This is a genomic window from Pseudoalteromonas sp. US3C1013 (assembly GCF_048401115.1).
Lineage (GTDB): Bacteria > Pseudomonadota > Gammaproteobacteria > Enterobacterales > Alteromonadaceae > Pseudoalteromonas > Pseudoalteromonas undina.
In genome coordinates this window covers 2,897,189-2,918,461 of the sequence record NZ_CP183075.1, presented here as the reverse complement: position 1 = coordinate 2,918,461, position 21,273 = coordinate 2,897,189, and the positions used below count along the sequence as shown (strand labels likewise).

At 39.8% G+C, this 21,273-nt stretch carries 24 protein-coding genes; 20 read left to right on the top strand and 4 right to left on the bottom strand.

Going from position 1 to position 21,273, the window contains the following annotated elements; all coding sequences use genetic code 11:
• Positions 1-187: 187 nt before the first annotated feature.
• The 13 genes from gspC (at position 188) to ACNSN2_RS13560 (ending at position 12,217) form a co-directional block, all read left to right on the top strand.
• Positions 188-1,132 (top strand): type II secretion system protein GspC, encoded by a 945-nt coding sequence (gene gspC, locus ACNSN2_RS13620; protein WP_418607742.1) that lies wholly within the window; start codon positions 188-190, stop codon positions 1,130-1,132.
• Between the two features lie 23 nt (positions 1,133-1,155).
• Positions 1,156-3,219, top strand: a complete 2,064-nt coding sequence (gspD, locus tag ACNSN2_RS13615; protein ID WP_054202941.1) for a type II secretion system secretin GspD — start codon at positions 1,156-1,158, stop codon at positions 3,217-3,219.
• On the top strand, positions 3,212-4,777 hold the full coding sequence (gene gspE / locus ACNSN2_RS13610) for a type II secretion system ATPase GspE (protein WP_418609073.1): 1,566 nt from the start codon (positions 3,212-3,214) through the stop codon (positions 4,775-4,777). Before gspD ends, gspE begins: the two co-directional genes overlap by 8 nt.
• Positions 4,778-4,779: 2 nt before the next feature.
• A complete protein-coding gene (gene gspF, locus ACNSN2_RS13605; RefSeq protein ID WP_075169550.1) occupies positions 4,780-6,015 on the top strand; it encodes a type II secretion system inner membrane protein GspF in 1,236 nt (411 codons plus the stop codon).
• Between the two features lie 70 nt (positions 6,016-6,085).
• Positions 6,086-6,508 carry a type II secretion system major pseudopilin GspG gene (gene gspG, locus ACNSN2_RS13600; RefSeq protein WP_010393008.1) on the top strand — a complete coding sequence of 141 codons (423 nt, stop codon included), beginning with the start codon at positions 6,086-6,088 and terminating at the stop codon, positions 6,506-6,508.
• A gap of 49 nt (positions 6,509-6,557) precedes the next feature.
• Positions 6,558-7,145 carry a type II secretion system minor pseudopilin GspH gene (gspH, locus tag ACNSN2_RS13595; RefSeq protein WP_418607739.1) on the top strand — a complete coding sequence of 196 codons (588 nt, stop codon included), beginning with the start codon at positions 6,558-6,560 and terminating at the stop codon, positions 7,143-7,145.
• Positions 7,145-7,519 carry a type II secretion system minor pseudopilin GspI gene (gene gspI / locus ACNSN2_RS13590; protein WP_010393012.1) on the top strand — a complete coding sequence of 125 codons (375 nt, stop codon included), beginning with the start codon at positions 7,145-7,147 and terminating at the stop codon, positions 7,517-7,519. Before gspH ends, gspI begins: the two co-directional genes overlap by 1 nt.
• A complete protein-coding gene (gene gspJ / locus ACNSN2_RS13585) occupies positions 7,520-8,185 on the top strand; it encodes a type II secretion system minor pseudopilin GspJ (RefSeq protein ID WP_008113413.1) in 666 nt (221 codons plus the stop codon).
• Complete coding sequence (gene gspK / locus ACNSN2_RS13580; RefSeq protein WP_008113412.1) at positions 8,185-9,171, top strand: type II secretion system minor pseudopilin GspK; 987 nt, start codon at positions 8,185-8,187, stop codon at positions 9,169-9,171. The genes gspJ and gspK overlap by 1 nt, the downstream gene beginning before the upstream one ends.
• A complete protein-coding gene (gene gspL / locus ACNSN2_RS13575) occupies positions 9,168-10,376 on the top strand; it encodes a type II secretion system protein GspL (protein ID WP_418607737.1) in 1,209 nt (402 codons plus the stop codon). The genes gspK and gspL overlap by 4 nt, the downstream gene beginning before the upstream one ends.
• Complete coding sequence (gene gspM / locus ACNSN2_RS13570) at positions 10,373-10,846, top strand: type II secretion system protein GspM (protein ID WP_054202944.1); 474 nt, start codon at positions 10,373-10,375, stop codon at positions 10,844-10,846. Before gspL ends, gspM begins: the two co-directional genes overlap by 4 nt.
• A gap of 3 nt (positions 10,847-10,849) precedes the next feature.
• On the top strand, positions 10,850-11,608 hold the full coding sequence (locus ACNSN2_RS13565) for a type II secretion system protein N (RefSeq protein WP_010393022.1): 759 nt from the start codon (positions 10,850-10,852) through the stop codon (positions 11,606-11,608).
• 21 nt (positions 11,609-11,629) lie between these two features.
• Positions 11,630-12,217 (top strand): UPF0149 family protein, encoded by a 588-nt coding sequence (locus ACNSN2_RS13560; protein ID WP_054202945.1) that lies wholly within the window; start codon positions 11,630-11,632, stop codon positions 12,215-12,217.
• A 32-nt stretch (positions 12,218-12,249) separates the two neighbouring features.
• Here ACNSN2_RS13560 and ACNSN2_RS13555 read toward each other — a convergent pair whose 3' ends face one another.
• Positions 12,250-12,456, bottom strand: coding sequence for a hypothetical protein (locus ACNSN2_RS13555; protein WP_010393026.1), 207 nt, complete (start codon positions 12,454-12,456; stop codon positions 12,250-12,252).
• Positions 12,456-12,815, bottom strand: coding sequence for a hypothetical protein (locus ACNSN2_RS13550; protein ID WP_010393028.1), 360 nt, complete (start codon positions 12,813-12,815; stop codon positions 12,456-12,458). Before ACNSN2_RS13550 ends, ACNSN2_RS13555 begins: the two co-directional genes overlap by 1 nt.
• Before the next feature lie 283 nt (positions 12,816-13,098).
• On the opposite strand from ACNSN2_RS13550, the gene ccoG reads away from it, so the two are divergent.
• The 5 genes from ccoG (at position 13,099) to ACNSN2_RS13525 (ending at position 17,415) form a co-directional block, all read left to right on the top strand.
• The gene (ccoG, locus tag ACNSN2_RS13545; RefSeq protein WP_418607734.1) at positions 13,099-14,529 is read left to right on the top strand and encodes a cytochrome c oxidase accessory protein CcoG; all 1,431 of its coding nucleotides are present in this window, start codon (positions 13,099-13,101) and stop codon (positions 14,527-14,529) included.
• A gap of 78 nt (positions 14,530-14,607) precedes the next feature.
• Positions 14,608-15,582: a serine/threonine protein kinase gene (locus ACNSN2_RS13540; RefSeq protein ID WP_418607733.1), complete on the top strand. Its 975-nt coding sequence runs from the start codon at positions 14,608-14,610 to the stop codon at positions 15,580-15,582.
• Between the two features lie 36 nt (positions 15,583-15,618).
• Entirely contained in the window at positions 15,619-16,242 is a 624-nt protein-coding gene (locus ACNSN2_RS13535) for a thiol:disulfide interchange protein DsbA/DsbL (RefSeq protein WP_036980428.1), read from the top strand.
• Between the two features lie 19 nt (positions 16,243-16,261).
• The gene (locus tag ACNSN2_RS13530) at positions 16,262-16,900 is read left to right on the top strand and encodes a thiol:disulfide interchange protein DsbA/DsbL (protein WP_008113400.1); all 639 of its coding nucleotides are present in this window, start codon (positions 16,262-16,264) and stop codon (positions 16,898-16,900) included.
• A 62-nt stretch (positions 16,901-16,962) separates the two neighbouring features.
• Entirely contained in the window at positions 16,963-17,415 is a 453-nt protein-coding gene (locus ACNSN2_RS13525) for a DUF523 domain-containing protein (protein ID WP_109875875.1), read from the top strand.
• 9 nt (positions 17,416-17,424) lie between these two features.
• On the opposite strand, the gene trmA is transcribed toward ACNSN2_RS13525, so the two are convergent.
• Positions 17,425-18,522, bottom strand: coding sequence for a tRNA (uridine(54)-C5)-methyltransferase TrmA (trmA, locus tag ACNSN2_RS13520; protein WP_075169544.1), 1,098 nt, complete (start codon positions 18,520-18,522; stop codon positions 17,425-17,427).
• Positions 18,523-18,685: 163 nt separating this feature from the next.
• On the opposite strand from trmA, the gene ACNSN2_RS13515 reads away from it, so the two are divergent.
• Positions 18,686-19,810, top strand: coding sequence for a DUF5610 domain-containing protein (locus ACNSN2_RS13515; RefSeq protein ID WP_010393043.1), 1,125 nt, complete (start codon positions 18,686-18,688; stop codon positions 19,808-19,810).
• A 66-nt stretch (positions 19,811-19,876) separates the two neighbouring features.
• On the top strand, positions 19,877-20,665 hold the full coding sequence (murI, locus tag ACNSN2_RS13510; RefSeq protein ID WP_418607730.1) for a glutamate racemase: 789 nt from the start codon (positions 19,877-19,879) through the stop codon (positions 20,663-20,665).
• Here murI and ACNSN2_RS13505 read toward each other — a convergent pair.
• Positions 20,628-21,107, bottom strand: coding sequence for an RNA recognition motif domain-containing protein (locus tag ACNSN2_RS13505; RefSeq protein ID WP_418607729.1), 480 nt, complete (start codon positions 21,105-21,107; stop codon positions 20,628-20,630). The two genes, murI and ACNSN2_RS13505, sit on opposite strands and share 38 nt — an antisense overlap.
• Positions 21,108-21,273 lie beyond the last annotated feature (166 nt).

Genomic DNA, 21,273 nt, shown 5'->3' with positions numbered 1-21,273 from the left:
CTAGTAAATTTACTGCCTAGGTAAATTATCACGAAACCGTTACCGCATGTAGCTATTGCTTGATAGCTGATACGATAAATAAATTAATCTGTTTACAAAGTTTAATATTAGCGTGCTTGTTGAATGAAAAATGAAAAGGTACTATGGCTGAGTGATTTCGTTATAAATTAAAATAAGAACACTACCTATGGAACAGCACGTTCAACAATTTAAGCAGTTATTAAACCGTTTACCGCATGCTAAATTAAGCGCAATGGTTATGGTTTTAATTGTTGTTTATATTGCATTTTTATTATCAAAACTGATGTGGCTATTATGGCCGCAGCCAGTAACATCTCCTCTTGCCCCTATCAGCTATTCTAACCAAGCTGTGGGTGGCAATAACCAGTCTGTAGACTCGATCATTGAGCAATTTTTATTTGGTAAAGTAAATGTAACAAAAAACACCAATACTGCTTCGCAAACTAAAGTCATTAATAATGCCCCTGAAACGCGTCTTAGTATTAATTTAACCGGTATCGTTGCTGTTAGTAATGATGATAAGGCGGGAATGGCTATTATTGAGTCGCAAGGTCGCCAGACGAGTTATTTAGTAGAGGATGTGGTGCAAGGTACACGTGCAAAAGTATCGCAAATACTCCCAGATCGTGTGATTCTAGATGTAAGTGGTCGCTTTGAAACCTTAATGCTTGATGGGCTCGACTTTACCAAAACAGTGTCTATGCCGGTACTCGCTGCGCGAGATGAGTCTGAAATGGGGCCTTTAGCGCCTTCAGCACAAAGCGATGAACAAATTGATGCCACTGCCAACCTTGAGGTGAAAGAAGTATTAATAGAAACTCGCGAAGAGCTTTTAGAAGAACCTGGCAAGCTATTTGATTATATACGTGTTTCTCAAGCGATGAATGATGGGGAACTTATAGGTTATCGTTTGAGTCTAGGTAAAGAGCCCGAACTATTTAAACAAATGGGATTACAAAATAACGATTTAGCCGTGGCAATTAACGGTTATCAATTAACAGATTTAAAACAGGCAATGGCAGCAATGAATGAGCTGCGAAACAGTACAGATGCAACTATCACAATAGAGCGTGATGGTGAGCAAATAGATGTACTATTTAGTCTGCAATAACTTAGCTTTGGAGTTTTAACATAATGGTTCAGGTGCTACACCTCAAAAAAATTAAAAAAGGGTTAGCTAAGTATGCAGCACTTTTTTTAGCGGCAAGTCTTTCTATGTCGGTTGCTGCTGTTGAATACGCTGCTAACTTTAAGGGCACAGATATTAATGAGTTTATTAATATTGTTGGCAAAAACCTTAATAAAACCATCATTATTGATCCTAACGTGCGTGGCAAAGTAAATGTACGCAGTTACGAATTAATGGATGAGGCACTTTACTATCAGTTCTTTTTAAATGTTTTAGAAGTTTACGGTTATTCAGCCGTCGAAATGGATAACAACATAATAAAAATAGAAAAAAGCTCAGATGCCAAAAAGTCAAATGTGCCATTAATTACTGCTGATAGCCAAGCGCTTGGCGATATGATGATTACACGGGTTGTGCGAGTTAAAAATGTAAGCGTACAAGAGTTAGGCCCTTTAGTTCGCCAATTTAGCGACCAAAAAGACGGCGGTCACGTTGCTAACTTTAATGCCGCCAACGTCATGATGCTAACTGGTCATGCAGCCTCGGTTAACCGCTTAGTAGAAATTATTCGCTCTGTTGACCAAGCGGGTGATAAGCGAGTCGATATCGTTAAGCTTAAGTTCGCAACGGCTGATGATGTTGTCTCTGTAGTAGAGAATATATACAAAGACAGTGGTAAGGGTAGCGTACCTGAGTTTTTAATTCCTAAAGTGGTGGCTGATGGTCGTACTAATAGTGTGATTGTTAGTGGTGAAGGCCAAGCACGCACACGGGCCATTGAGCTCATTAAACGTTTAGATGGCGAACTGGAAAGCCAAGGTAATACTAAAGTGTTTTACCTCAACTACGCAAAGGCCGAAGATTTAGTAAAAGTACTCCAAGGTGTGAGCAAATCGCTAGCAGAGGACACGCAAGGTGGAGCTACTAAATCACGTAGTAGTAATAAAAACGACACTAGCATTGAAGCTCACCCAGATTCAAATTCATTAGTCATTACCGCCCAGCCAGATACTATGCGTTCACTAGAATCTGTTATTGAGCGCTTAGATATTCGCCGCGCACAAGTACTAGTGGAAGCCATTATTATTGAAGTAATGGAAGGCGATGGCGTTAACTTTGGCCTGCAATGGATTTCAGAAGAAGGCGGCATGCTGCAATTTAATAATGGTACCACTGTGCCTGTCGGTGCTTTAGCCGTAGCTGCTGAGCAAGCACGAGATAAAACAGTAACTAAAACGATTATTGGAACAGAGACGGGTACTCCAACTGAATATGATGAAACAAAAGAAGGCGACTACGGCCCGCTTGCATCATTACTTGGTGGCATTAATGGTTTGGCCATGGGGGTAATTAAAAATGATTGGGGTGCAATCGTACAAGCAGTATCTACCGATACTAATTCTAATATCCTAGCGACTCCATCTATTACCACTATGGATAACGAAGAGGCGTCTATTTTAGTTGGTCAAGAAGTGCCTATTATTACCGGTTCACAAACAGGTAGTAACAATGAAAATCCATTTCAAACGGTTGAGCGTCAAGAAGTGGGTATAAAACTTAAAGTGACACCACAAATTAACGATGGTTCTGCAGTGCAATTAACCATTGAGCAAGAAGTTTCTAGTGTAAGTGGTGCAACGGCAGTTGATATTTCAGTCAATAAGCGTGCAATTAAAACAACCGTAATGGCAGATGATGGCGGCATGGTGGTATTAGGCGGCTTGATTGATGAAGATGTACAAGAAAGCGTGTCAAAAGTACCATTACTAGGTGACATCCCTATTTTAGGGCACTTATTTAAGTCAACTAATACAACAAAACGTAAGCGTAATCTTATTGTATTTATAAGACCGACCATAATTCGCGATGGCGTTAGCATGAATAAACTTAGCTTTAATAAATATAACTTTATTCGCGGCGAGCAATTTAAAAAACGTGAAGATGGTATTAATTTGATGCCAAAGTCAGACACGCCTATTTTACCTGAGTGGAATGACGAACTAGTGCTACCTCCTACGTACGAAGAGCATTTACGCAAACAAAATGCACAAGAGCGTAATGATGACTAATGCGATAGAAGATATTAATCAAGATGTTGTTCATCCAATTACTCACAGTAATGATGAACAGCTTGCTCAAGATGACTTAATTGAGCTGCCAGCAAAGCGTTTGCCGTTTTCATATGCCAGACGAGTGGGTGCGTTACTTAGTAAACATAAGGATAACCGAGTTGTTTACTACCGTGGCGAGTTGGATGTTGATGTATTATTAGAAGTGCGCCGTATTGCAGGACATGGCTTTACACTTGAGCAACTAGAAGATGATAAGTTTGAGCTATTACTAGAAGCATCGTATCAACGTGATAGCTCAGAAACTCAGCAAATGATGGAAGACATTGGTAATGAGGTTGATTTATTCTCACTAGCTGATGAGCTACCTCAAACTGAAGACTTACTTGCCGGTGACGACGATGCGCCAATTATAAAGCTGATTAATGCCATGCTCAGTGAGGCAATTAAAGAAGGTGCCTCTGATATTCACATTGAAACATTTGAGCAAGAGCTGGTTATTCGTTTTCGAGTGGATGGCGTACTCAAGGAAGTTCTAAAGCCTAATCGTAAACTAGCCTCTTTGCTGGTATCGCGTATTAAAGTAATGGCCAAACTCGATATTGCAGAAAAACGCATACCGCAAGATGGCCGTATTAGTTTACGTATAGCTGGGCGCGCAGTGGATGTGCGTGTGTCGACTATGCCATCGAGCTTTGGTGAGCGCGTGGTACTGCGTTTGCTTGATAAAAACAATGCACGTTTAAATCTAGAAGACTTAGGTATGACAGCTCGAAACCGAGAGCTGTTTGCCGACTTAATTAGCAAGCCTCACGGTATAATCTTAGTAACAGGCCCTACAGGCTCTGGTAAAAGTACGACTTTGTACGCCGGTATGAGCCAAATTAACTCGCGGGATCGCAATATTTTAACGGTTGAAGATCCAATCGAGTACGAAATTCCTGGCATTGGCCAAACACAGGTTAATACCAAGGTTGATATGACTTTTGCCCGTGGTCTGCGCGCTATTTTACGTCAAGATCCTGATGTAGTTATGGTCGGTGAAATACGTGACTTAGAAACCGCTCAAATTGGTGTACAAGCATCGCTGACTGGTCACTTAGTTATGTCTACATTGCATACCAATACCGCCTCAGGTGCAATTACCCGTATGGAAGATATGGGTGTTGAGCCATTCTTATTATCGTCATCATTACTCGGCGTATTGTCACAGCGCTTAGTACGTACCTTATGCAATAGCTGTAAAGAAGGGCATATTGCAGATGAGCGTGAATGTGAATTACTCGGCGTACCGTTTGATAATGCTCCGACGATTTACCGCGCGGTAGGGTGTGAAGAGTGTAACTTTAATGGCTACCGAGGTCGTACAGGTATTCACGAATTATTAGTCGTTGATGAAACTATTCGTGAAATGATCCACAGCGGTAAAGGTGAGCAAAGCGTAGAGAAATATATTCGTAAACGCAGCCCAAGTATTCGTCAAGATGGCTGCAGCCGCGTACTTGCGGGTAAAACAACGCTTGAAGAAGTATTACGCGTAACCCGTGAGGAAGGCTAACAATGGCGGCGTTTGAATACCGTGCATTAGATGGCCGGGGAAAAGAAAAAAAAGGTATTTTAGAAGCCGATACAGCTAAGCAAGTTCGTCAGCTTCTGCGCGATCAAAAGCTCACACCACTTGAGGTGGTGCCTGCTGCGCAAGATGACAAACAAGTTAAAGGTCAAAAAGTACCTTTACTCGGTTCTTTATTTAAACCAACCATATCAACTGCCGATCTCGCTTTGATCACTCGTCAGCTTGCAACCCTAATTCAGTCTGCCCTTCCTGTAGAAGGGGCGGTGATGGCGGTTGCTGAGCAGTGTGAAAAACCACGCTTAAAACGTATGTTAATGTCGGTGCGCTCTAAAGTAGTGGAAGGTTATACCCTGGCTGATGGTATGAGTGAGTTTCCGCATGTATTTGACGATTTATACCGCGCTATGGTGGCGGCAGGTGAAAAGTCAGGTCACTTAGATCAAGTGCTCAACAGGCTAGCTGATTATACCGAGCAGCGCCAACATATGCGCAGTCAAATTACGCAGGCTATGGTGTATCCGATTATTTTGGTGGTGTTTGCTATTGGTATTGTTTCGGTGTTATTAGGTACTGTAGTACCTAAAATATTAAAAACGTTCGAAAAAACCAAACAAGTTTTACCTTGGACTACCGAGTGGGTTATGGCTGGTAGTCATTTTGTGCAAAATTACTGGTTTATAAGTTTACTGGTGATCACCGCTACCGCGGTTGGAATCAAGTATGCGCTTAAAAAACCTAAGGTACGGTTTTGGTGGGATGCAAAAGTATTACATATGCCAGGCATTGGTAAAGTTGCTAGAGGGATTAACACCGCGCGCTTTGCTCGTACTTTAAGTATTTTATCGTCAAGTTCAGTACCGCTACTAGAAGGAATGCGTATTTCTGGTGGGGTATTAGTTAACGAAAAAATCAAACAAGCTGTGGCTGATGCCGCAGAAAGAGTAAGTGAAGGGGCAAGCCTACGTGCTTCACTGCAGCAAACTAAGTTGTTTCCACCAATGATGCTGCATATGATAGCCAGTGGTGAAAAGTCTGGTGAACTTGAGCAAATGTTAGAGCGAGCCGCTAACAATCAAGATCGCGAGTTTGAAAGTATGGTCAATGTGTCATTAAAATTATTAGAACCCGCAATGATTGCCTCTATGGCAGTCATTGTACTGTTTATAGTAATGGCAATTTTGCAGCCAATTATGGCAATGAATAAGGCTGTTGGCCTTTAATTATTTTTTTATATTAATGATTTACTTAAATCATTTTTGTTTAGTGTTTTTAGAATAACGAGGTAATAACGTGAATAAACAATCAGGTTTTTCTTTATTAGAAGTGATGGTGGTATTGGTTATCATCGGGATGATCATGTCGATTGTGGCACCTAATATTATGGGTCAGCAAGAAGAAGCGGCTATTGATAAAGCGCATTTAGATATTCAGCAGTTAGAAGATGCCGTTAGCCTTTACAAGTTAAAAAATAAAAGCTACCCGAGTACAGAGCAAGGGCTTGAGGCGTTGGTAACTAAAACCAGCATTGAGCCTATTCCAAAGCGTTTTCCTGATGGCGGTTTTATTAGTAAATTGCCAGAAGATCCATGGGGCAACCCTTACCAACTTATTTACCCAGGTGAAGTAGGTAAAATTGATATTTTTTCAATGGGGCCTGATGGCGAACCGGCTACTGAGGATGATATTGGTAACTGGGGTGAAGATAAGCAGTAATGGGCATTAACTTAATCATACGCTTAAACTTAGTTGATTGGGGTTTACCATGCGGGTAAACCTTAAGCACCTGAGTGCGAAGCAATATGGTTTTAGTTTAATAGAAATTTTAGTGGTATTGGTGATCATCGCCTTTGCCACCAAAATGGTGGTATACAGCTTAGATGGCGGCGCAGAGGAAGAGCTAGATAAGCAAGCAAGTAGGCTGCATACCACCATTAATGCCGCATCGGAATTTGCCGTAATTAATCAGGTAGAGTTAGGTTTATTTGTTGATCAAAATACGCTTGAGTTTTTAGTGTTTGATGGCGAAAAGTGGACCAGCTTTAAGCGGGAAGAGTTATTTAAACCAATTGAGTTTGACCAGCAATTTAAAGTAACACTTAATCTAGAAGACCTACCTTGGGCACAAGATAACTTATTAGAGCAGTCTAACTGGCGTGAGTTAATGAGTGGCGATAATGAAGATAGTTTATTAGAACTTAAAAAATTAAAAGTTCCTCAAGTACTTCTTTTATCCTCTGCTGATGTAAGTGCATTTCAGCTTATGCTTGAGTTAAAAGATCAGGCGGAGCCGGTATATTTTATTGAAGGTAAATTTGCAGCGCCAGTTGATTTTCGTCGAGAGCCCCAATAATGAAAAAATACCAAGGTTTTACCTTATTAGAAGTCTTAGTTGCGCTAAGTATTTGTGCTATGGCGGGTATTGCTGCAATGCAAGCAACTGGTGAGCATATTCATCACTTATCGAGTATTGAAGAGCAAACGTATGGCTCATGGGTAGCCGAGAATGTATTGGTAGAACAACGAACGAAAGGCGAAAAATGGCAAGGTAAAAATGGTACCCGCGGTACTGAGATGATGGCGGGGATTGAATGGTTTTGGCGCCAAGATGTTGTGCCCACTGCTGATAAGAGCTTTGTAAAGGTCACTATTAATGTGTTTACAGATGATAAGTATGAAAATTCAATTTATGAGTTAAGTACTTACTTAAATAAAGGTAAGCCATAAGTGAAGCAGCGCGGTTTTACATTATTAGAAGTGATGGTGGCACTAGGGGTGTTGGCGTTTGTTATTATGGCCACCCACCAAATACTTGACACCACCACGCGTGCCAAAGAAGCATCAGATGAAAAAATTGCTGAGCTAAATGGGTTACAAACAGCCTTCAGGCTAATGGATCAAGACTTTAGCCAAATGACTAAACGCCAAGTGCGTAATGAAGCAGGGGATTTTCAAGAGAGTTACTTACTTGCAGGGCGCTACATTTTAGAAAGCCAGCTTGATGGCATTGCCTTTGTGCGTGATGGTTGGATGAATCCCATTAATTTGCTTCCTCGCTCAGAGCTGCAAGCTGTTGGTTATCGAGTAATTGATGACAACTTAGAACGAGTATATCGCATTTATGTTGATCAACTTGATAATATGGAGCCTCGTAGCCAAGTTGTTTTAGCTGACGTAGAAGAGCTTAAATTTGAGTTTTTAGATGGTAACGCAGAGTGGCAAGAAAACTGGCAAATTAAGGCGTTACCTAAAGCGGTAGCTGTAACGTTAAAGCAAATGAACGCAGAACCAATTAGGCGCGTTTTTTTAGTGCCAGGACTCGGTAAAGAGTTAACTAAACCAGTTAATGATGGTACTAACCAATCGCAACCAAATGGCCGAGGAACGCCTTGATGAATCAAAAAACATCACGCGGCGCGGCGTTAGTTATTGTGTTATTTATTGTCGCGCTGGCTGCTATTTTAGCCGTAGAAATGAGTGCTAACTTAATGGTACAAGTACAAAGAAGTACTAACTTGCAGAGTCAGCAACAGGCTAAATGGTATGCTTATGGCGCTGAAGAGTTAGCTATTAAAGGCTTAATTCAAAGTAAAAAAGACGATCCAGAAAAAACCACCTTAGCGCAGCCGTGGGCAAAGCAAGGTGATGTTAAGTATCCAGTTGATAACGGCACGTTAAGCGGTCAGTTAACTGATTTACAAGCCTGTTTAAACTTAAATGCGCTTGGTGCTGAGCCTGACCCAAACAGTACTAATAAAACGAACCCTGCGCATAAAGCGTTGTTTGCCATATTAGAAAATATAGAAGACTTACCCAGTGATGAGTCTGAAGAAGGTATGGCTGATAGTGTTTTTGACTGGTTAGATAAAAATAGTATTACGTATCGCTCAGGAGCTGAAGAAGGCGAGTATTTATCGCGTCAGTTTCCGTATATGACAGCAAATAGCCTATTTGCTTCGGTATCTGAACTGCGTTTAATTAAAGGATTTAACCCTTTAGTGATGGAAAAGGTGTTGCCTTATGTCTGTGTGATCCCAGGCAGTACGTTACTTTCAATTAATGTTAATACAGTCACTGAAGAGCAAGCTTTATTGCTCAGTGGCCTAATAGACGAACTGAGTGTTTCGGGTGCTCAAGCGGTAATCGCAGCGCGACCTGAAAATGGCTTTGATAATATTGAAGAGTTTTTTGAGTCTGTTAAACAACAAGGCGGCAAAAATATCAAAGCAGTAGAAAAGCTTTTTAGTTTAAAAAGTGAATATTTTAAATTACAAACGCAGGCAAAATTTGTTGATTTGCGTTTTTCGATGACCACATTACTGTATGCCAGCAATGGCGAGGTAACGATACTGGCGCGAAAATTTGGAGGCGTACAGTGACAGAGATACTGTTGATCCGCACGGGTCAAACCGAGCAAGATTTACTTAACTGGTTAATATACTCACCACAAGAACAAGAAATAATAGCCAGTGGCGAGCTACAAAATGCCAATCAGTTAAGTGAACTAACTGAAAAAGCATTAACCCGAGAGCTTGTGGTACTTTTACCATGTGACCAAGTGCAATTAAAAACGGTGACACTGCCAACAAAGTGGAGCCGTAAATTAGAGCAAGCATTGCCCTATATGCTAGAAGAAGATATTGCATGTGATATAGACGACGTTTATATCGCGCTTGGAGAGCCAACTATGGTTGATGAGCAGCATGCAATTAAGATTGCGCTAACGAACCGTGATTGGTTTGAGCACTGGTTAGAAGTATTTGAACAACATCAACTCACCCCGTATCAAATGGTACCGGATGCATTGCTATTGCCAGGCGCTGAAGAGCCATGTGTTACTGCCATCGAACTTAATAAACAGTGGCTCTTTAAACAAGGTGACTGGCATATTAGCGCGGTTGAAAACAGTTGGCTAAACGAGTATTTAGTAGCATTAGGCAATCCTGATATCAAGCATTACAGCCCTGCTGATCAATTTCCTGAAGCACTTAACTTATATCCGCAAACAAGTGACTATGAGTTACCGTTAGCATTATTTGCTAAACAACTTGATAAACTTAAGTTTAATTTGCGTCAAGGACCTTACACCCTTAAAAAGAAAACTGCGTTATGGTGGGGTTACTGGAAAAGTGCTGCCATTATTAGTGTGATTGCCTTGGTATCAAGTGTGACTATTAAAGCGGTTGAATTGCATCAGCTTAATTCGCAGCTAGAAGTAGCTAAATCGCAAGTAGTAGAGCGATATCAAAAAGCCTTTCCTGGCACGCGGGTGCGACCTCATTTAATTAAAAATCAAATACAGGGTGCATTGAATAAAGTACAAGGTGTTAGCGATGCTGGCTTTTTAGATTTAACCAGTAAATTGGTTAGCGTGTTTTCGCAAGTGAATGAGTTTACGCCACAAACATTACGCTTTGACAAACGCCGTAATGAATTGCGCATTCGAGCGCGTGGTAAAGACTTTCAAACTTTTGGTAAGGTTAAAGCCATTCTCGAGCAGCAAGGGGTTACTGTTGAGCAGGGCTCGTTAAATAATGATGGCGATTTTATCGTCGGCGAAATCAGACTGCGAGGTGCACAATGAAGCAGCAGTTCATGCAATATTGGCGTTCATTAAAAGAGCAAGAGCAACAACTAATTATGGTTGCAGGCGGTGTATTTATCATTTTTGTTTTGGTGATGGGGGTTTTTAGGCCTTTAAATACTGCGATAGAGCGGGCACAGCAATCACAAATAAAACAGCAAGAATTGTTAGCCTGGGTAGACGAGAGTATTGTTAAGCTCAAAGCCGCGGGTAAAACGCAAGCTGTGAGTAATCAAAATCTCAGCCAAATAGTTAATAATACGCGCGGCCGTTACAGCATTAATATTAGTAAAATGCAGCCTAATGATAACTCACTTCGTTTAACGCTCGACTCAGTAGAGTTTAATCTATTAATCCAATGGATTGACGAGCTCGTTAATCAGCATGGTTTAAGCGTAGAAAATCTAGATTTAAGCCAAGATGATAAATCCGGTTATGTACGCGTAAGCCGTTTAGTATTAGAGAAGTAGTTAATGAAAAAAATAATAATATTATCCATCGTTTTTTTAATGAGCTTTATTGTTTTTAGCGTTATTAAATTACCGGCCGCGGTTGCTGTAAATTTAGCTAAACCGTATTTTCCACCGCAGCTAGAAATAGGACAAACTGCCGGCACGTTGTGGCAGGGACAGGTGATGCAGCTGCGCTTTGAAGGTGAGCAATTAAATAATGTACGCTGGGATATATCTGGCTGGGCGTTATTTAAAGCTCAAGTGAATACTAACTTACGCTTTGGTAATCCTCGCGAACGCAGTGACATATCGGGCTATGCAGATATTAGTTATTCACTAGCAAATGATGAACTTAAAATAACTGATACCGTAGTGCGTTCAACGGTTGAGCGAGCAATGCAGCGAATTGATTTACCGTTACCAGTTACTGCTAAAGGACGTGTAATCTTAGAGCTTGATGAATACGTTTCTGGAGCGCCATATTGCCAATCACTACAAGGTGAAATAGCCAGTCCTGATATTGACGTACAAGGTTTAACTGGTTGGTTCAATATTGGTGATCTTAGTGGCAAATTAAGTTGTAAGTCGGGCGATGTTGCTATACTCATCGAGCCAGACAATAGATTAGGGCTAGAGGCAGATGCTACACTAAAGGCTAATTTTGACTTTAAAGTTGCGGGATACGTTAAACCTGATCTAACTTTACCCAAAGAAGTTCATGACGCGGTGAAGTTTTTAGGCAGACCAGATAACCAAGGTCGTTACCCACTTAAATTTTAATATTTTATATAAAGAGTTTTAATGCAAATACCTCAGTTTACTGAGCAGCATGCTAAGCTGCTCAGCGAGTTTTTAAATACCCAATCAGGCGCAATGAGCCTTACCCAAAGCCAAGGTTATTTATTTGGCGTTATATGTTCACCTGAGCCATTAGAAGTTCACCAATGGTTAGAAAATATTCTCCCTGATACAGCAAACGACCTTGATGAAGACATATTGTTTTTATTTATGGCGTTACATCATCAAGTGAGTGAGCAAGTATTTGAGCTGGGTTATAAGTTACCCGCTGAGTTTGAATATGACTTTTGCCAGCACTGGTCTGCGGGTTTTTTAACCGCAAGCCAAGCGTATACCCATAAGTTATTAGCAAGTGAGCAACTAGACATTCAATACAAGCAAGCGCTTGAAAGCGCACAGGCTACGCTCAGTTTTTTTGCACTCGATAAACCAATCATTAAGCAAATTGCACAGCAAAATAATATTGATGAATTACACTTATGTGAGCAGCAGTACGAGTTAATGGGCGACTTTGCATTAGGTTTTGCTGAACTTATCGAAATTGTAGCGCTTAACAGTGGTTTATATACTGATGAAGGGTGGGAGGAGTAAGTTTTCTAGCGCTTAAACGTTGTTCTTAACACCTAACCGCCAATTTCTAATTCAATATCAGTGCAACCTTGTTTGCACTGTATTACTCCTTTACCGGGTTCGCTGGTGGCTAAGTTAAGGGTTAATACGCCATTACAATGTTCGCATTTTAACGTTTTACCCTGTGCCAATTGCTTAAGCATGGTGCGATGTTTATGAAATGAGTTACTTGCTTTTTTATTTAATCCAGAAAAATCCATTACTTTACTCTCGCTTGCGCTAATGACTCTTTGATAATACGACATACAGTAAGTAATCGTTCTTCGTAAAAATAGAGGTTTAGATCACCTTGGCGACAATAGCGTAGTTCAAATAACTTGACTGATTCATCCGTAGTAAATGTTTTAGCAACATAGTCTTGCTCAGAACGAGAAAGTGCTAACTGTTGATTCACTTTATTTCTCGTCATGGTTGCTACAGGAAAGCGATCTACTTTAGTTGAGCTGCTTAACAAACCGATACCATCACCGAGCAACCGTTCGCGCGGCTCTTTTACCAAAGGATGATCAACGGTAAAAAATGCTAGGATCACAACCACTAGTATAAAAAATTTCTTCATAAATATACAAACCTTGATCCAAACAACACTTTAGTAGCCGGCAAGTGTAATAAAATACACTTTAAAAGCAAGTCACAAATTGAATAAATTATTAGCAATCTAGTCAGTAATTTTAGCTAATATGCGTATAATAAGAGGCAGTAGTTAGATATTTCTGAAATATCTGAAAGTACACAAGTGCGACTTAAAGCGTATTATGTTTAGCATGCAAGTTGTTACACTTAGGCGAAAAGTACAAAAAGATTGCTGAATTTTTATTTCCTAGCGGCGTTGAGGAACTTCAATGGATAAGCAAATTAAAGTAAAAAACATACCAACAGAGGTTAAGATCCAAAAACCTGATCTGAGCCGTCAAGAAGATAGATTTAACCCCCGCAATCGCATTTATGTACGTGCGGTTACAGGGCTTCATCAATTACTAAGACAACGTATCGGCTTTTTAGGCATGTTAGCGTTTATGTTATTGCCTTGGATCAACTTTAATGGCCAGCAAGCTGTTTTGTTTGAGCTAATGGAGCAAAAGTTTAATATTTTTGGTTTAACCCTATGGCCACAAGACTTCACTATTCTTGCATTTATTTTTATGCTTGCGGCGTTTGCTCTATTTTTAGTGACTACTTTTTATGGTCGCGTATGGTGTGGCTATACCTGTCCGCAAACAGTATGGACCTTTATTTTTATTTGGTTTGAAGAAAAGTTTGAGGGCAGTGCTAACCAACGTAAAAAGTTAGACCAACGGCCAATGGATTTTGACAAATTCTGGCGAAAAACCGCAAAGCACACTAGTTGGGTGTTATTTTCTTTGTATACCGCGTTAACTTTTGTTGGTTATTTTACGCCTATTCGCGAACTACTCCCTGAATTTGTTACCTTTAACGTAGGCGGTTATGCCTTAGTTAGTATTATTGTATTTACTATTTGTACTTATGGTAACGCGGGTTGGATGCGCGAGATTATGTGTTTACATATATGCCCATACTCACGTTTTCAGTCAGCAATGTTTGATAAAGACACCTTTACTGTAAGCTACGATGAAGCGCGTGGTGAAAACCGCGGGCCACGGTCACGTAAACAAGACCCAAAAGAGCTGGGGTTAGGTGATTGTATTGACTGTAACTTGTGTGTGCAAGTTTGCCCAACTGGGATTGATATTCGTAATGGTCTGCAATACGAGTGTATAAACTGTGGCGCGTGTATTGACGCCTGTGACGGCGTAATGGACAAAATGAATTATCCTCGAGGCCTAATCTCTTATACCACCGAGCGGAACTTGGAAACCCCAGAGAATAAAACTCATCCGCTGCGTCCTAAACTGATTGGTTACAGTATTATTTTAGTCTTACTTACCGGTGCGTTGATAGCCAATATAGCCATGCGTAAACCTATGGACTTTGATATTATCCGTGATCGCAATCAGTTGTATCGTGTCGATTTTAATGGCTTAGTTGAAAACACCTACACCTTAAAAGTGATTAATAAGGCACAGTACGAGCAAACATTCTCTATTGATGTTAAAGGGTTAGATAACTATAAATACATAGGTGATACCACCTTTACGGTGAACGCTGGTGAATCGCATAATGTGCCGTTATCATTAGTAATGGACCCTTATGATTTAAAAGCGCCAATGACCGAGTTTAACTTTGTACTGTCGCCAATAAACGAACCCGATAACCAAATATCGCAGCAAAGTAACTTTTTTAAAGCGCGATAAAGAGTCTGTATTAAAAGACGAACACTGATATTAACAAAAAAGCGGGATATTCCCGCTTTTCTTTTATATAAGAAGTATATGAGTAAATTTAGCTTTATTGACTTAACCCCAGATCTTATTTTGGATGCCATCGAAAGCGTTGATATTTACGCTGAGTCAGGGTTGCTAGCGCTAAATAGCTACGAAAATCGAGTGTATCAATTTGTAGCTGAGGGTGGAAAACGTTACGTTGTTAAGTTTTATCGGCCTGAGCGCTGGAGCAAAGCACAAATTCAAGAGGAACATGATTTTGCTTTTGAACTGGCAGCCGCAGAAGTACCGGTGGTTGCGCCAATAAAGCATAATGGGCAAAGCTTATTTGAACACCAAGGGTATTTATTTACTTTATTCCCAAGTGTAGGCGGGCGTTTATTTGAAGTCGATAATTTAGATCAGCTTGACGTACTAGGGCGTTTAATTGGTCGCATGCACCAAGTAGCGAAAACGCAGCCCTTTACCCAAAGACCAACTGTTAGCTGCGATGAATACCTGCATACAGCTAAAGTTCACTTACAAAAAAGTAATTTAGTTCCTATGGGATTAGAAACTTCCTTTTACACTATTTTAGATTTAGTTATTGCCCAAGCGCAGCTGCAATATAAAAATGTAGACAGTATTCGCTTACACGGAGACTGCCATGCTGGTAATATTTTATGGGCTGGGGATGCGCTGATGTTTGTTGATTTAGACGATAGCCGCCAAGGACCTGCAATTCAAGATTTATGGATGATGCTCAGTGGCGATCGACAAACACAGCTGTTACAGTTAGACACTTTAGTGAATGCGTATGAAGAGTTTTGTGATTTTGATCACTCACAACTGAAGCTGATCGAACCGCTTCGCGCCATGCGTATGATTCATTACATGGGTTGGGTTGCAAAACGTTGGAGCGATCCAGCTTTTGTACGGAACTTTTCATGGTTTGCAGATGACAAATACTGGGAGCAACAAATTTTAGCGCTTAAAGAGCAGCTTGCAGCTTTGCAAGAAACCCCGTTAAAATTATTGCCATAATATTTTTATTTAAAAAAGAAGTATAACGAGATATTCATGCTTAAAAAATTAAAACTAAGTTTACTGATCCTATGTTTACCTTTCGCAGCACTAGCTGCCAACTTTGAAGCAGGTAATCAATATACTGTGATTGACGTTGAAAAGAGTAAAACGCCAAACGTAACCGAATTCTTCTCTTTCTATTGCCCGCACTGTTTTAAATTTGAGCCGGTAGCAAAAGGGATTGCAGAAAACTTACCTGAAGGGGCTGAGTTTGTAAAAAATCATGTTAACTTTTTAGGGGGCGTTTCACCACAAGCACAAAGTAACCTGAGCTTTGCTTACTTAATTGCAAAAAAACATGGTCAAGCCGAAGCAGTAACAGCGCAAATTTTTAAAAGCATCCATATTCAGCGTGCACCATTAACAGAAATTAAAGACGTTAAGAAGTTATTAGAGCTTAACGCAATTGATAACAGCACATTTGATAATGATATTGCTAGTTTGCCTATCATAGCAGCTGAACGTGCCATGCAAGATAAGCAGAATAAATATTCTGAGCTTGGCGCATTAACTGGCGTACCTACATTTATCGTAAATGACAAATATAAAATCAATATTAATACAATCAAGAGCCAACAAGAACTTGATGAGTTAATTAGCTTTTTACTAAAACTATAATTTTTGGAGCACCATAATAATGATCAAATTAGTTAAAGCAGGGTTGCTTGCTGTATTACTCCCTTTAGCTGCAACCAGTTTTGCTGCCACTTACGAAGAGGGCGTACATTATGATGTCGTCTCTGATCGTGCAACCAGAAAGCCAGAAGTAAAAGAGTTTTTCTCTTTTTACTGCCCTGCATGTAATAACATGGAGCCACTGCTTGCTGAGATCAAACCTAAGCTAGACAAAAACGTAAAGTTTAAGAAAAGCCATGTGGATTTCGTGGGCGTTCGTGACCCAGAACATCAAACCATGATCAGCCAAGCACTAGCTACTGCTGAAGTACTACCGCAAAAAGATAAAATTATTTCAGCGATGTTTGACCACATTCACGCAAAGCGTGCTCGTTTTAATGAGCTTGCAGATGTAAAAGATGTATTTTTAGCGCAAGGTGTGGATGGCGACAAATTTGATAAATTATTTGAAAGCTTCTCGGTACGTACACTGAGCTCTAAAATGAAGCGCGACCAAGATTACTTTAAAGGAAAAGGGGCACTGCGTGGCGTTCCAACATTTATTGTTAATGGTAAATATAAGCTTAACTTAGGTGGCGAGTCAGGTATTTCATCGCCAGAAGATGTAAGCGCACTTATTAACTACTTAGCAAATAAATAAGTAGTTTAGTGAAATAAAAAAGCTCCGAAAGGAGCTTTTTTATTTGGAGAAGAAAATTCATTATGGAAAAAATTTTAATCTCAAGTTGTTTGTTAGGTTTGCCAGTTCGTTATGATGGTAAAGGCCAAACAATATTGCACCCTCAACTTAATTTGTGGCAAAAGCAAAATAGATTAATCGTATTTTGTCCTGAGATTGCTGGTGGCTTACTCGTGCCTAGAGCGCCCGCTGAGATAAAGCAAAATCGAGTTATTACAAATACTGCCGAGGATGTAACAAGTGCATTTGAAGCTGGCGCTAATAAAGCATTAGCCCTTTGTAATAAGCATAATATTCGCTTTGCTTTACTAAAAGAGTCTAGTCCTTCGTGTGGCCGTAATACAATTTATGATGGAAGCCATAGTGGGGTGAAAGTAAAAGGCATGGGGCTGACCGCTAAGTTATTGGTAAAGCATCAAGTTAAAGTATTTAGTGAAGAGCAAATACCAGCACTTATCAAGGCGCTGGCATTATAGTATTGGATTTTATTTTTTCTGTAAAAATACACCAGATTCAATATGGTGTGTGTATGGGAATTGATCAAATATTGCAAAGCGCTTAACCTCATGGGTTTGGCATAAGTGATCAAGGTCACGCTCTAACGTATCTGGGTTACATGAGATATAAATAATATTCTCATAGTTAGCCACTAAATCACACGTTAGGGTATCCATGCCGGCACGAGGTGGGTCGACTAGAATGGTTTGGCAGTTGTAACTACTAAGGTCAATACCATCTAAGCGAGAGAAAGTACGCTCGCCTTTCATTGCCTGAGTAAACTCTTCGCTCGACATGCGAATAATATCTAAGTTAGTTACTTTGTTTTGAGCAATATTATATTGCGCTGAATGCACAGACGATTTTGATATTTCTGTTGCCAGCACTTTATTAAATGAGCCCGCAAGTGCAATTGAAAAGTTTCCGTTACCACAATACAGCTCTAGTAAATCATTGTTTAGTGGTTTACATAGCTCTTGTGCCCACTCTAACATTTTAATATTCACCTTCGCATTAGGCTGAGTAAAGCTATTTTCTACCTGTTGATAGATTAGCTCTTGGCCATTTACCATTAAACGCTCAGTAACAAAGTCATCGCCTAATTTTTCTTTTTGCTTACGTGCACGGCCAATAAAGTCAATTTTGTACTGGCTACTTAGCTTTTCCTTTAAGGCATTAATCTCAGTTAACCAGTGTTCATCAAGTGGCTTGTGATAAAGCAAGCTCACTAAAATTTCACCGCTGAGGGTCGATAAATAATCTATTTGGAATAATTTACGACGCAGTACTTCGCAGCCTTTTAAGTTATCAATCATTATCTGCATAACTTCACCTACTAAAGGAGCTGCAGGATCAAAGGTATCGACACGTATTTTATCTTTCGTTTGTTGATCAAACATAATATGAAACAGATCGTCGCCATCGTGCCATACTCTAAATTCTGCACGTTGACGGTAGTTAATAGGCTCAGAGCTAAATACTTCTAACTGTTTTACACCGAAACGTTGAAACTGCTCTGTAATACGCTGCTCTTTTTCATTTAATTGTGCATCGTACTGCGTGGTATCTATATTTATAACTGCCATTAACGGTATAACCTTATCGTTGAGATCTGTTTATCGGCGCTATTGTAGGGAGCGAAGCGTATTTGTCTAGTTTTGATCAAATATAGTGAGCTTTTTTAAGCATTTTACTACAGTATAGGCTTACTTGGCCGATATAAGAGTATGTCTAAATAGGAGTCTTCTCATGAAAATAGGTAACTTTAGTTTTGTTCCAAACAGCAATGCCAATAAATACAATACTAAGCAAGCAATGCCACAGCCTAAAATAGACTCCCCACCAACTAGCTATCAGCAACGCGGAAAAGAATTGGCTGCTGCCGTATTGGGTGACAAAATGGCAAAAGAATTAGGCTTGCCGGTTGCTGAAGCGAAAAAAGACAAACCATTGTTTGATTTTAATGAAGTAGTCAAAAATGTTTTAGACTTTGTCACAAGCTCAGTAAAAAAAGCCAAAGCCAATGGTGCCGATGATGACAAGCTACAAGATATACTTAACCAGGCACGTAAAGGCGTGCAAACAGGTGTTGATGAAGCTGTCGATGAATTAAAAGGTATGGGCGTATTTAATCAAGAGCTTGAAGAGGGTATTGATAAATCAAAAGAGGGCATCTTTAATGGCCTTGATAAATTTGAGCAGAACTTATTTAATCCTCAGCCAGCAAGCGTAACGGTTAGTCAATCGCAATATGTGAACCTTAGTAACAGCGCTGATTACACTTTTACCACCGCAGAAGGTGATGAGGTGAGTATTAGTTTTGCAGATGCTTATCAATCTCAGTCATCTAGTCGCTATCAGCAAACTGAAAGCTCACAAGCATTTAGTACGCAATTTTCTGAATCTCGCGAGTTGTCATTTTCTATGTCAGTAAATGGAGAGCTTAATGAAGACGAACAGCAAGCTATAAATGATTTAATGGCAGAGTTACAAGATGTAAGTAAAACCTTTTTCAGTGGCGACTTAGATAAAGCATTTGAACAAGCCCAAGAACTCAGCTTAGGAAATGAACAGCTGGTGGCATTTTCAATGGACTTACGTCAAAGCAAAACTGTGGCAGCTATTAAAGAGTATGAACAAATTAAGCCAACCTCAGAAAAGGCCATTGCCGAAACTGTCGCGCCTTTTAATGATGATCTAAAATCGGCTTACTCTAAAGCGCAAGCACTAGGATTAGAAAGCCAGCTATCAGGTATCATTCAATGGCTAAATCAAGATCAACAAGAAATAGATAAACTGGTTGATTACACTAACACCATGTTTGAAAACTTAGATAAATTAAACACAGCTACTGCAAAACTAGACGCTGAGTAAAACTACTTTCTTTTATAAAAGCCTCATGGCAAACTGCCGTTCTAAGTAAAGAGTAGGAATGGTAGTTTGTCAGCGCACATCATGGTATTTGATTCAGGTATAGGTGGAACCACAGTACTTGAGCATATTCAGCAAAGCATTCCTCACGCTCAATATAGTTACTTCATGGATAATGCATTATTGCCTTATGGTGCACAGTCGCAGCAGACTATAATTAGTCGCTTATGTGGACTAATCCAATTTATCAAAAATGAGTCGCTCAATGTCGACTTAATTGTTATAGCCTGCAATACCGCCTCAACATCTGCATTAAGTGCGGTACGTCAAATAACAGATATTCCAATTGTAGGGGTTGTACCTGCGATTAAGCCCGCAGCACAAATAACACAATCAAAGCATATTGGATTATTGGCAACCCCTGCTACAGTAGCAAGTTCATATACGGATACACTGATTAAAGAGCATGCCTCACTTATAACTACAAGCTTATATAGTAGTGTTGAATTGGTCACCCTGGCAGAAACATTCTTTTTTACCCAATACTTAGATATAGAAAAGCTGCACACTGAGTTAAACCGATTAAATATTAATAAAGATATCGATGTGCTGGTATTAGGCTGTACTCACTTTCCTATTCTTGCTAAACCAATTAGTGATTACTTTAAAGCACATATAGAGTTGTTAGATTCTGGTGCGGCTATTGCTAAGCGAGTTAGATCTTTACTGAATTTAAGCGATGATCAAGCAGGCATAAAAAAGCCGCTGCGGTATTATGCAACGGCTGATATATGTAGTGATAAACTAGCCGTTAAGCAAGTTACACTGTTTGATCCGACTCTGAACGATAAGAGTTAGAATCATCTTCTTGTTTTTGTTTTGCTTCACGTACTTTTAAAGTACGTTGTTGGAACTCACTATCATTTAACTTAGCAATTGCGTTATCCGCATCAGCTTGAGCCATTTCAACAAAACCAAAGCCGCGACGTTTGCCAGTATTCTTATCTTTCAATAAACGAACATTAAATACCTTGCCTTGCTCTTCGAACAAAGCACGTACAACGCCTTCATTTGCGCGATAAGGAAGATTGCCAACATAAAGTGTTTTTGTTTTTACTTCGGCTTCTTCTGCACTTACTGATGACATTGCAGCAATGACAAGTCCACCAATTAATAAACCAGCACCAAATAGTAGTGCAGGGTCTAATGCTAGGCTTGCAAGTACAAACTTAACGATAACAAAACCAACAACAGCAAGAATAACTGCAAAGATAAAAGATTTTTGATCGGGTAATTTCATTTTGATCTACCAATAAACAGGAAATAAACATTAATTTAACATTGTGAGCTTGCTATCTTAACGTCTTAATTGAACATAGCAATGAAATTTATAGTAAATAGTTAATAAGAGTGCAAAAAACGACCTAAAGTAAGCTCTTTCCATACCATTTCAATAGTATTTGCTT

Excerpts from the sequence above, each read along its gene's own strand:
- gspC (WP_418607742.1), top strand. The coding sequence starts at position 188 with ATGGAACAGCACGTTCAACAATTTAAGCAGTTATTAAACCGTTTACCG.
- gspD (WP_054202941.1), top strand. The coding sequence starts at position 1,156 with ATGGTTCAGGTGCTACACCTCAAAAAAATTAAAAAAGGGTTAGCTAAG.
- gspE (WP_418609073.1), top strand. The coding sequence starts at position 3,212 with ATGACTAATGCGATAGAAGATATTAATCAAGATGTTGTTCATCCAATT.
- gspF (WP_075169550.1), top strand. The coding sequence starts at position 4,780 with ATGGCGGCGTTTGAATACCGTGCATTAGATGGCCGGGGAAAAGAAAAA.
- gspH (WP_418607739.1), top strand. The coding sequence starts at position 6,558 with ATGCGGGTAAACCTTAAGCACCTGAGTGCGAAGCAATATGGTTTTAGT.
- gspI (WP_010393012.1), top strand. The coding sequence starts at position 7,145 with ATGAAAAAATACCAAGGTTTTACCTTATTAGAAGTCTTAGTTGCGCTA.
- gspK (WP_008113412.1), top strand. The coding sequence starts at position 8,185 with ATGAATCAAAAAACATCACGCGGCGCGGCGTTAGTTATTGTGTTATTT.
- gspM (WP_054202944.1), top strand. The coding sequence starts at position 10,373 with ATGAAGCAGCAGTTCATGCAATATTGGCGTTCATTAAAAGAGCAAGAG.
- ACNSN2_RS13565 (WP_010393022.1), top strand. The coding sequence starts at position 10,850 with ATGAAAAAAATAATAATATTATCCATCGTTTTTTTAATGAGCTTTATT.
- ACNSN2_RS13560 (WP_054202945.1), top strand. The coding sequence starts at position 11,630 with ATGCAAATACCTCAGTTTACTGAGCAGCATGCTAAGCTGCTCAGCGAG.
- ACNSN2_RS13555 (WP_010393026.1), bottom strand. The coding sequence starts at position 12,456 with ATGGATTTTTCTGGATTAAATAAAAAAGCAAGTAACTCATTTCATAAA.
- ACNSN2_RS13550 (WP_010393028.1), bottom strand. The coding sequence starts at position 12,815 with ATGAAGAAATTTTTTATACTAGTGGTTGTGATCCTAGCATTTTTTACC.
- ccoG (WP_418607734.1), top strand. The coding sequence starts at position 13,099 with ATGGATAAGCAAATTAAAGTAAAAAACATACCAACAGAGGTTAAGATC.
- ACNSN2_RS13540 (WP_418607733.1), top strand. The coding sequence starts at position 14,608 with ATGAGTAAATTTAGCTTTATTGACTTAACCCCAGATCTTATTTTGGAT.
- ACNSN2_RS13535 (WP_036980428.1), top strand. The coding sequence starts at position 15,619 with ATGCTTAAAAAATTAAAACTAAGTTTACTGATCCTATGTTTACCTTTC.
- ACNSN2_RS13530 (WP_008113400.1), top strand. The coding sequence starts at position 16,262 with ATGATCAAATTAGTTAAAGCAGGGTTGCTTGCTGTATTACTCCCTTTA.
- ACNSN2_RS13525 (WP_109875875.1), top strand. The coding sequence starts at position 16,963 with ATGGAAAAAATTTTAATCTCAAGTTGTTTGTTAGGTTTGCCAGTTCGT.
- trmA (WP_075169544.1), bottom strand. The coding sequence starts at position 18,522 with ATGGCAGTTATAAATATAGATACCACGCAGTACGATGCACAATTAAAT.
- ACNSN2_RS13515 (WP_010393043.1), top strand. The coding sequence starts at position 18,686 with ATGAAAATAGGTAACTTTAGTTTTGTTCCAAACAGCAATGCCAATAAA.
- ACNSN2_RS13505 (WP_418607729.1), bottom strand. The coding sequence starts at position 21,107 with ATGAAATTACCCGATCAAAAATCTTTTATCTTTGCAGTTATTCTTGCT.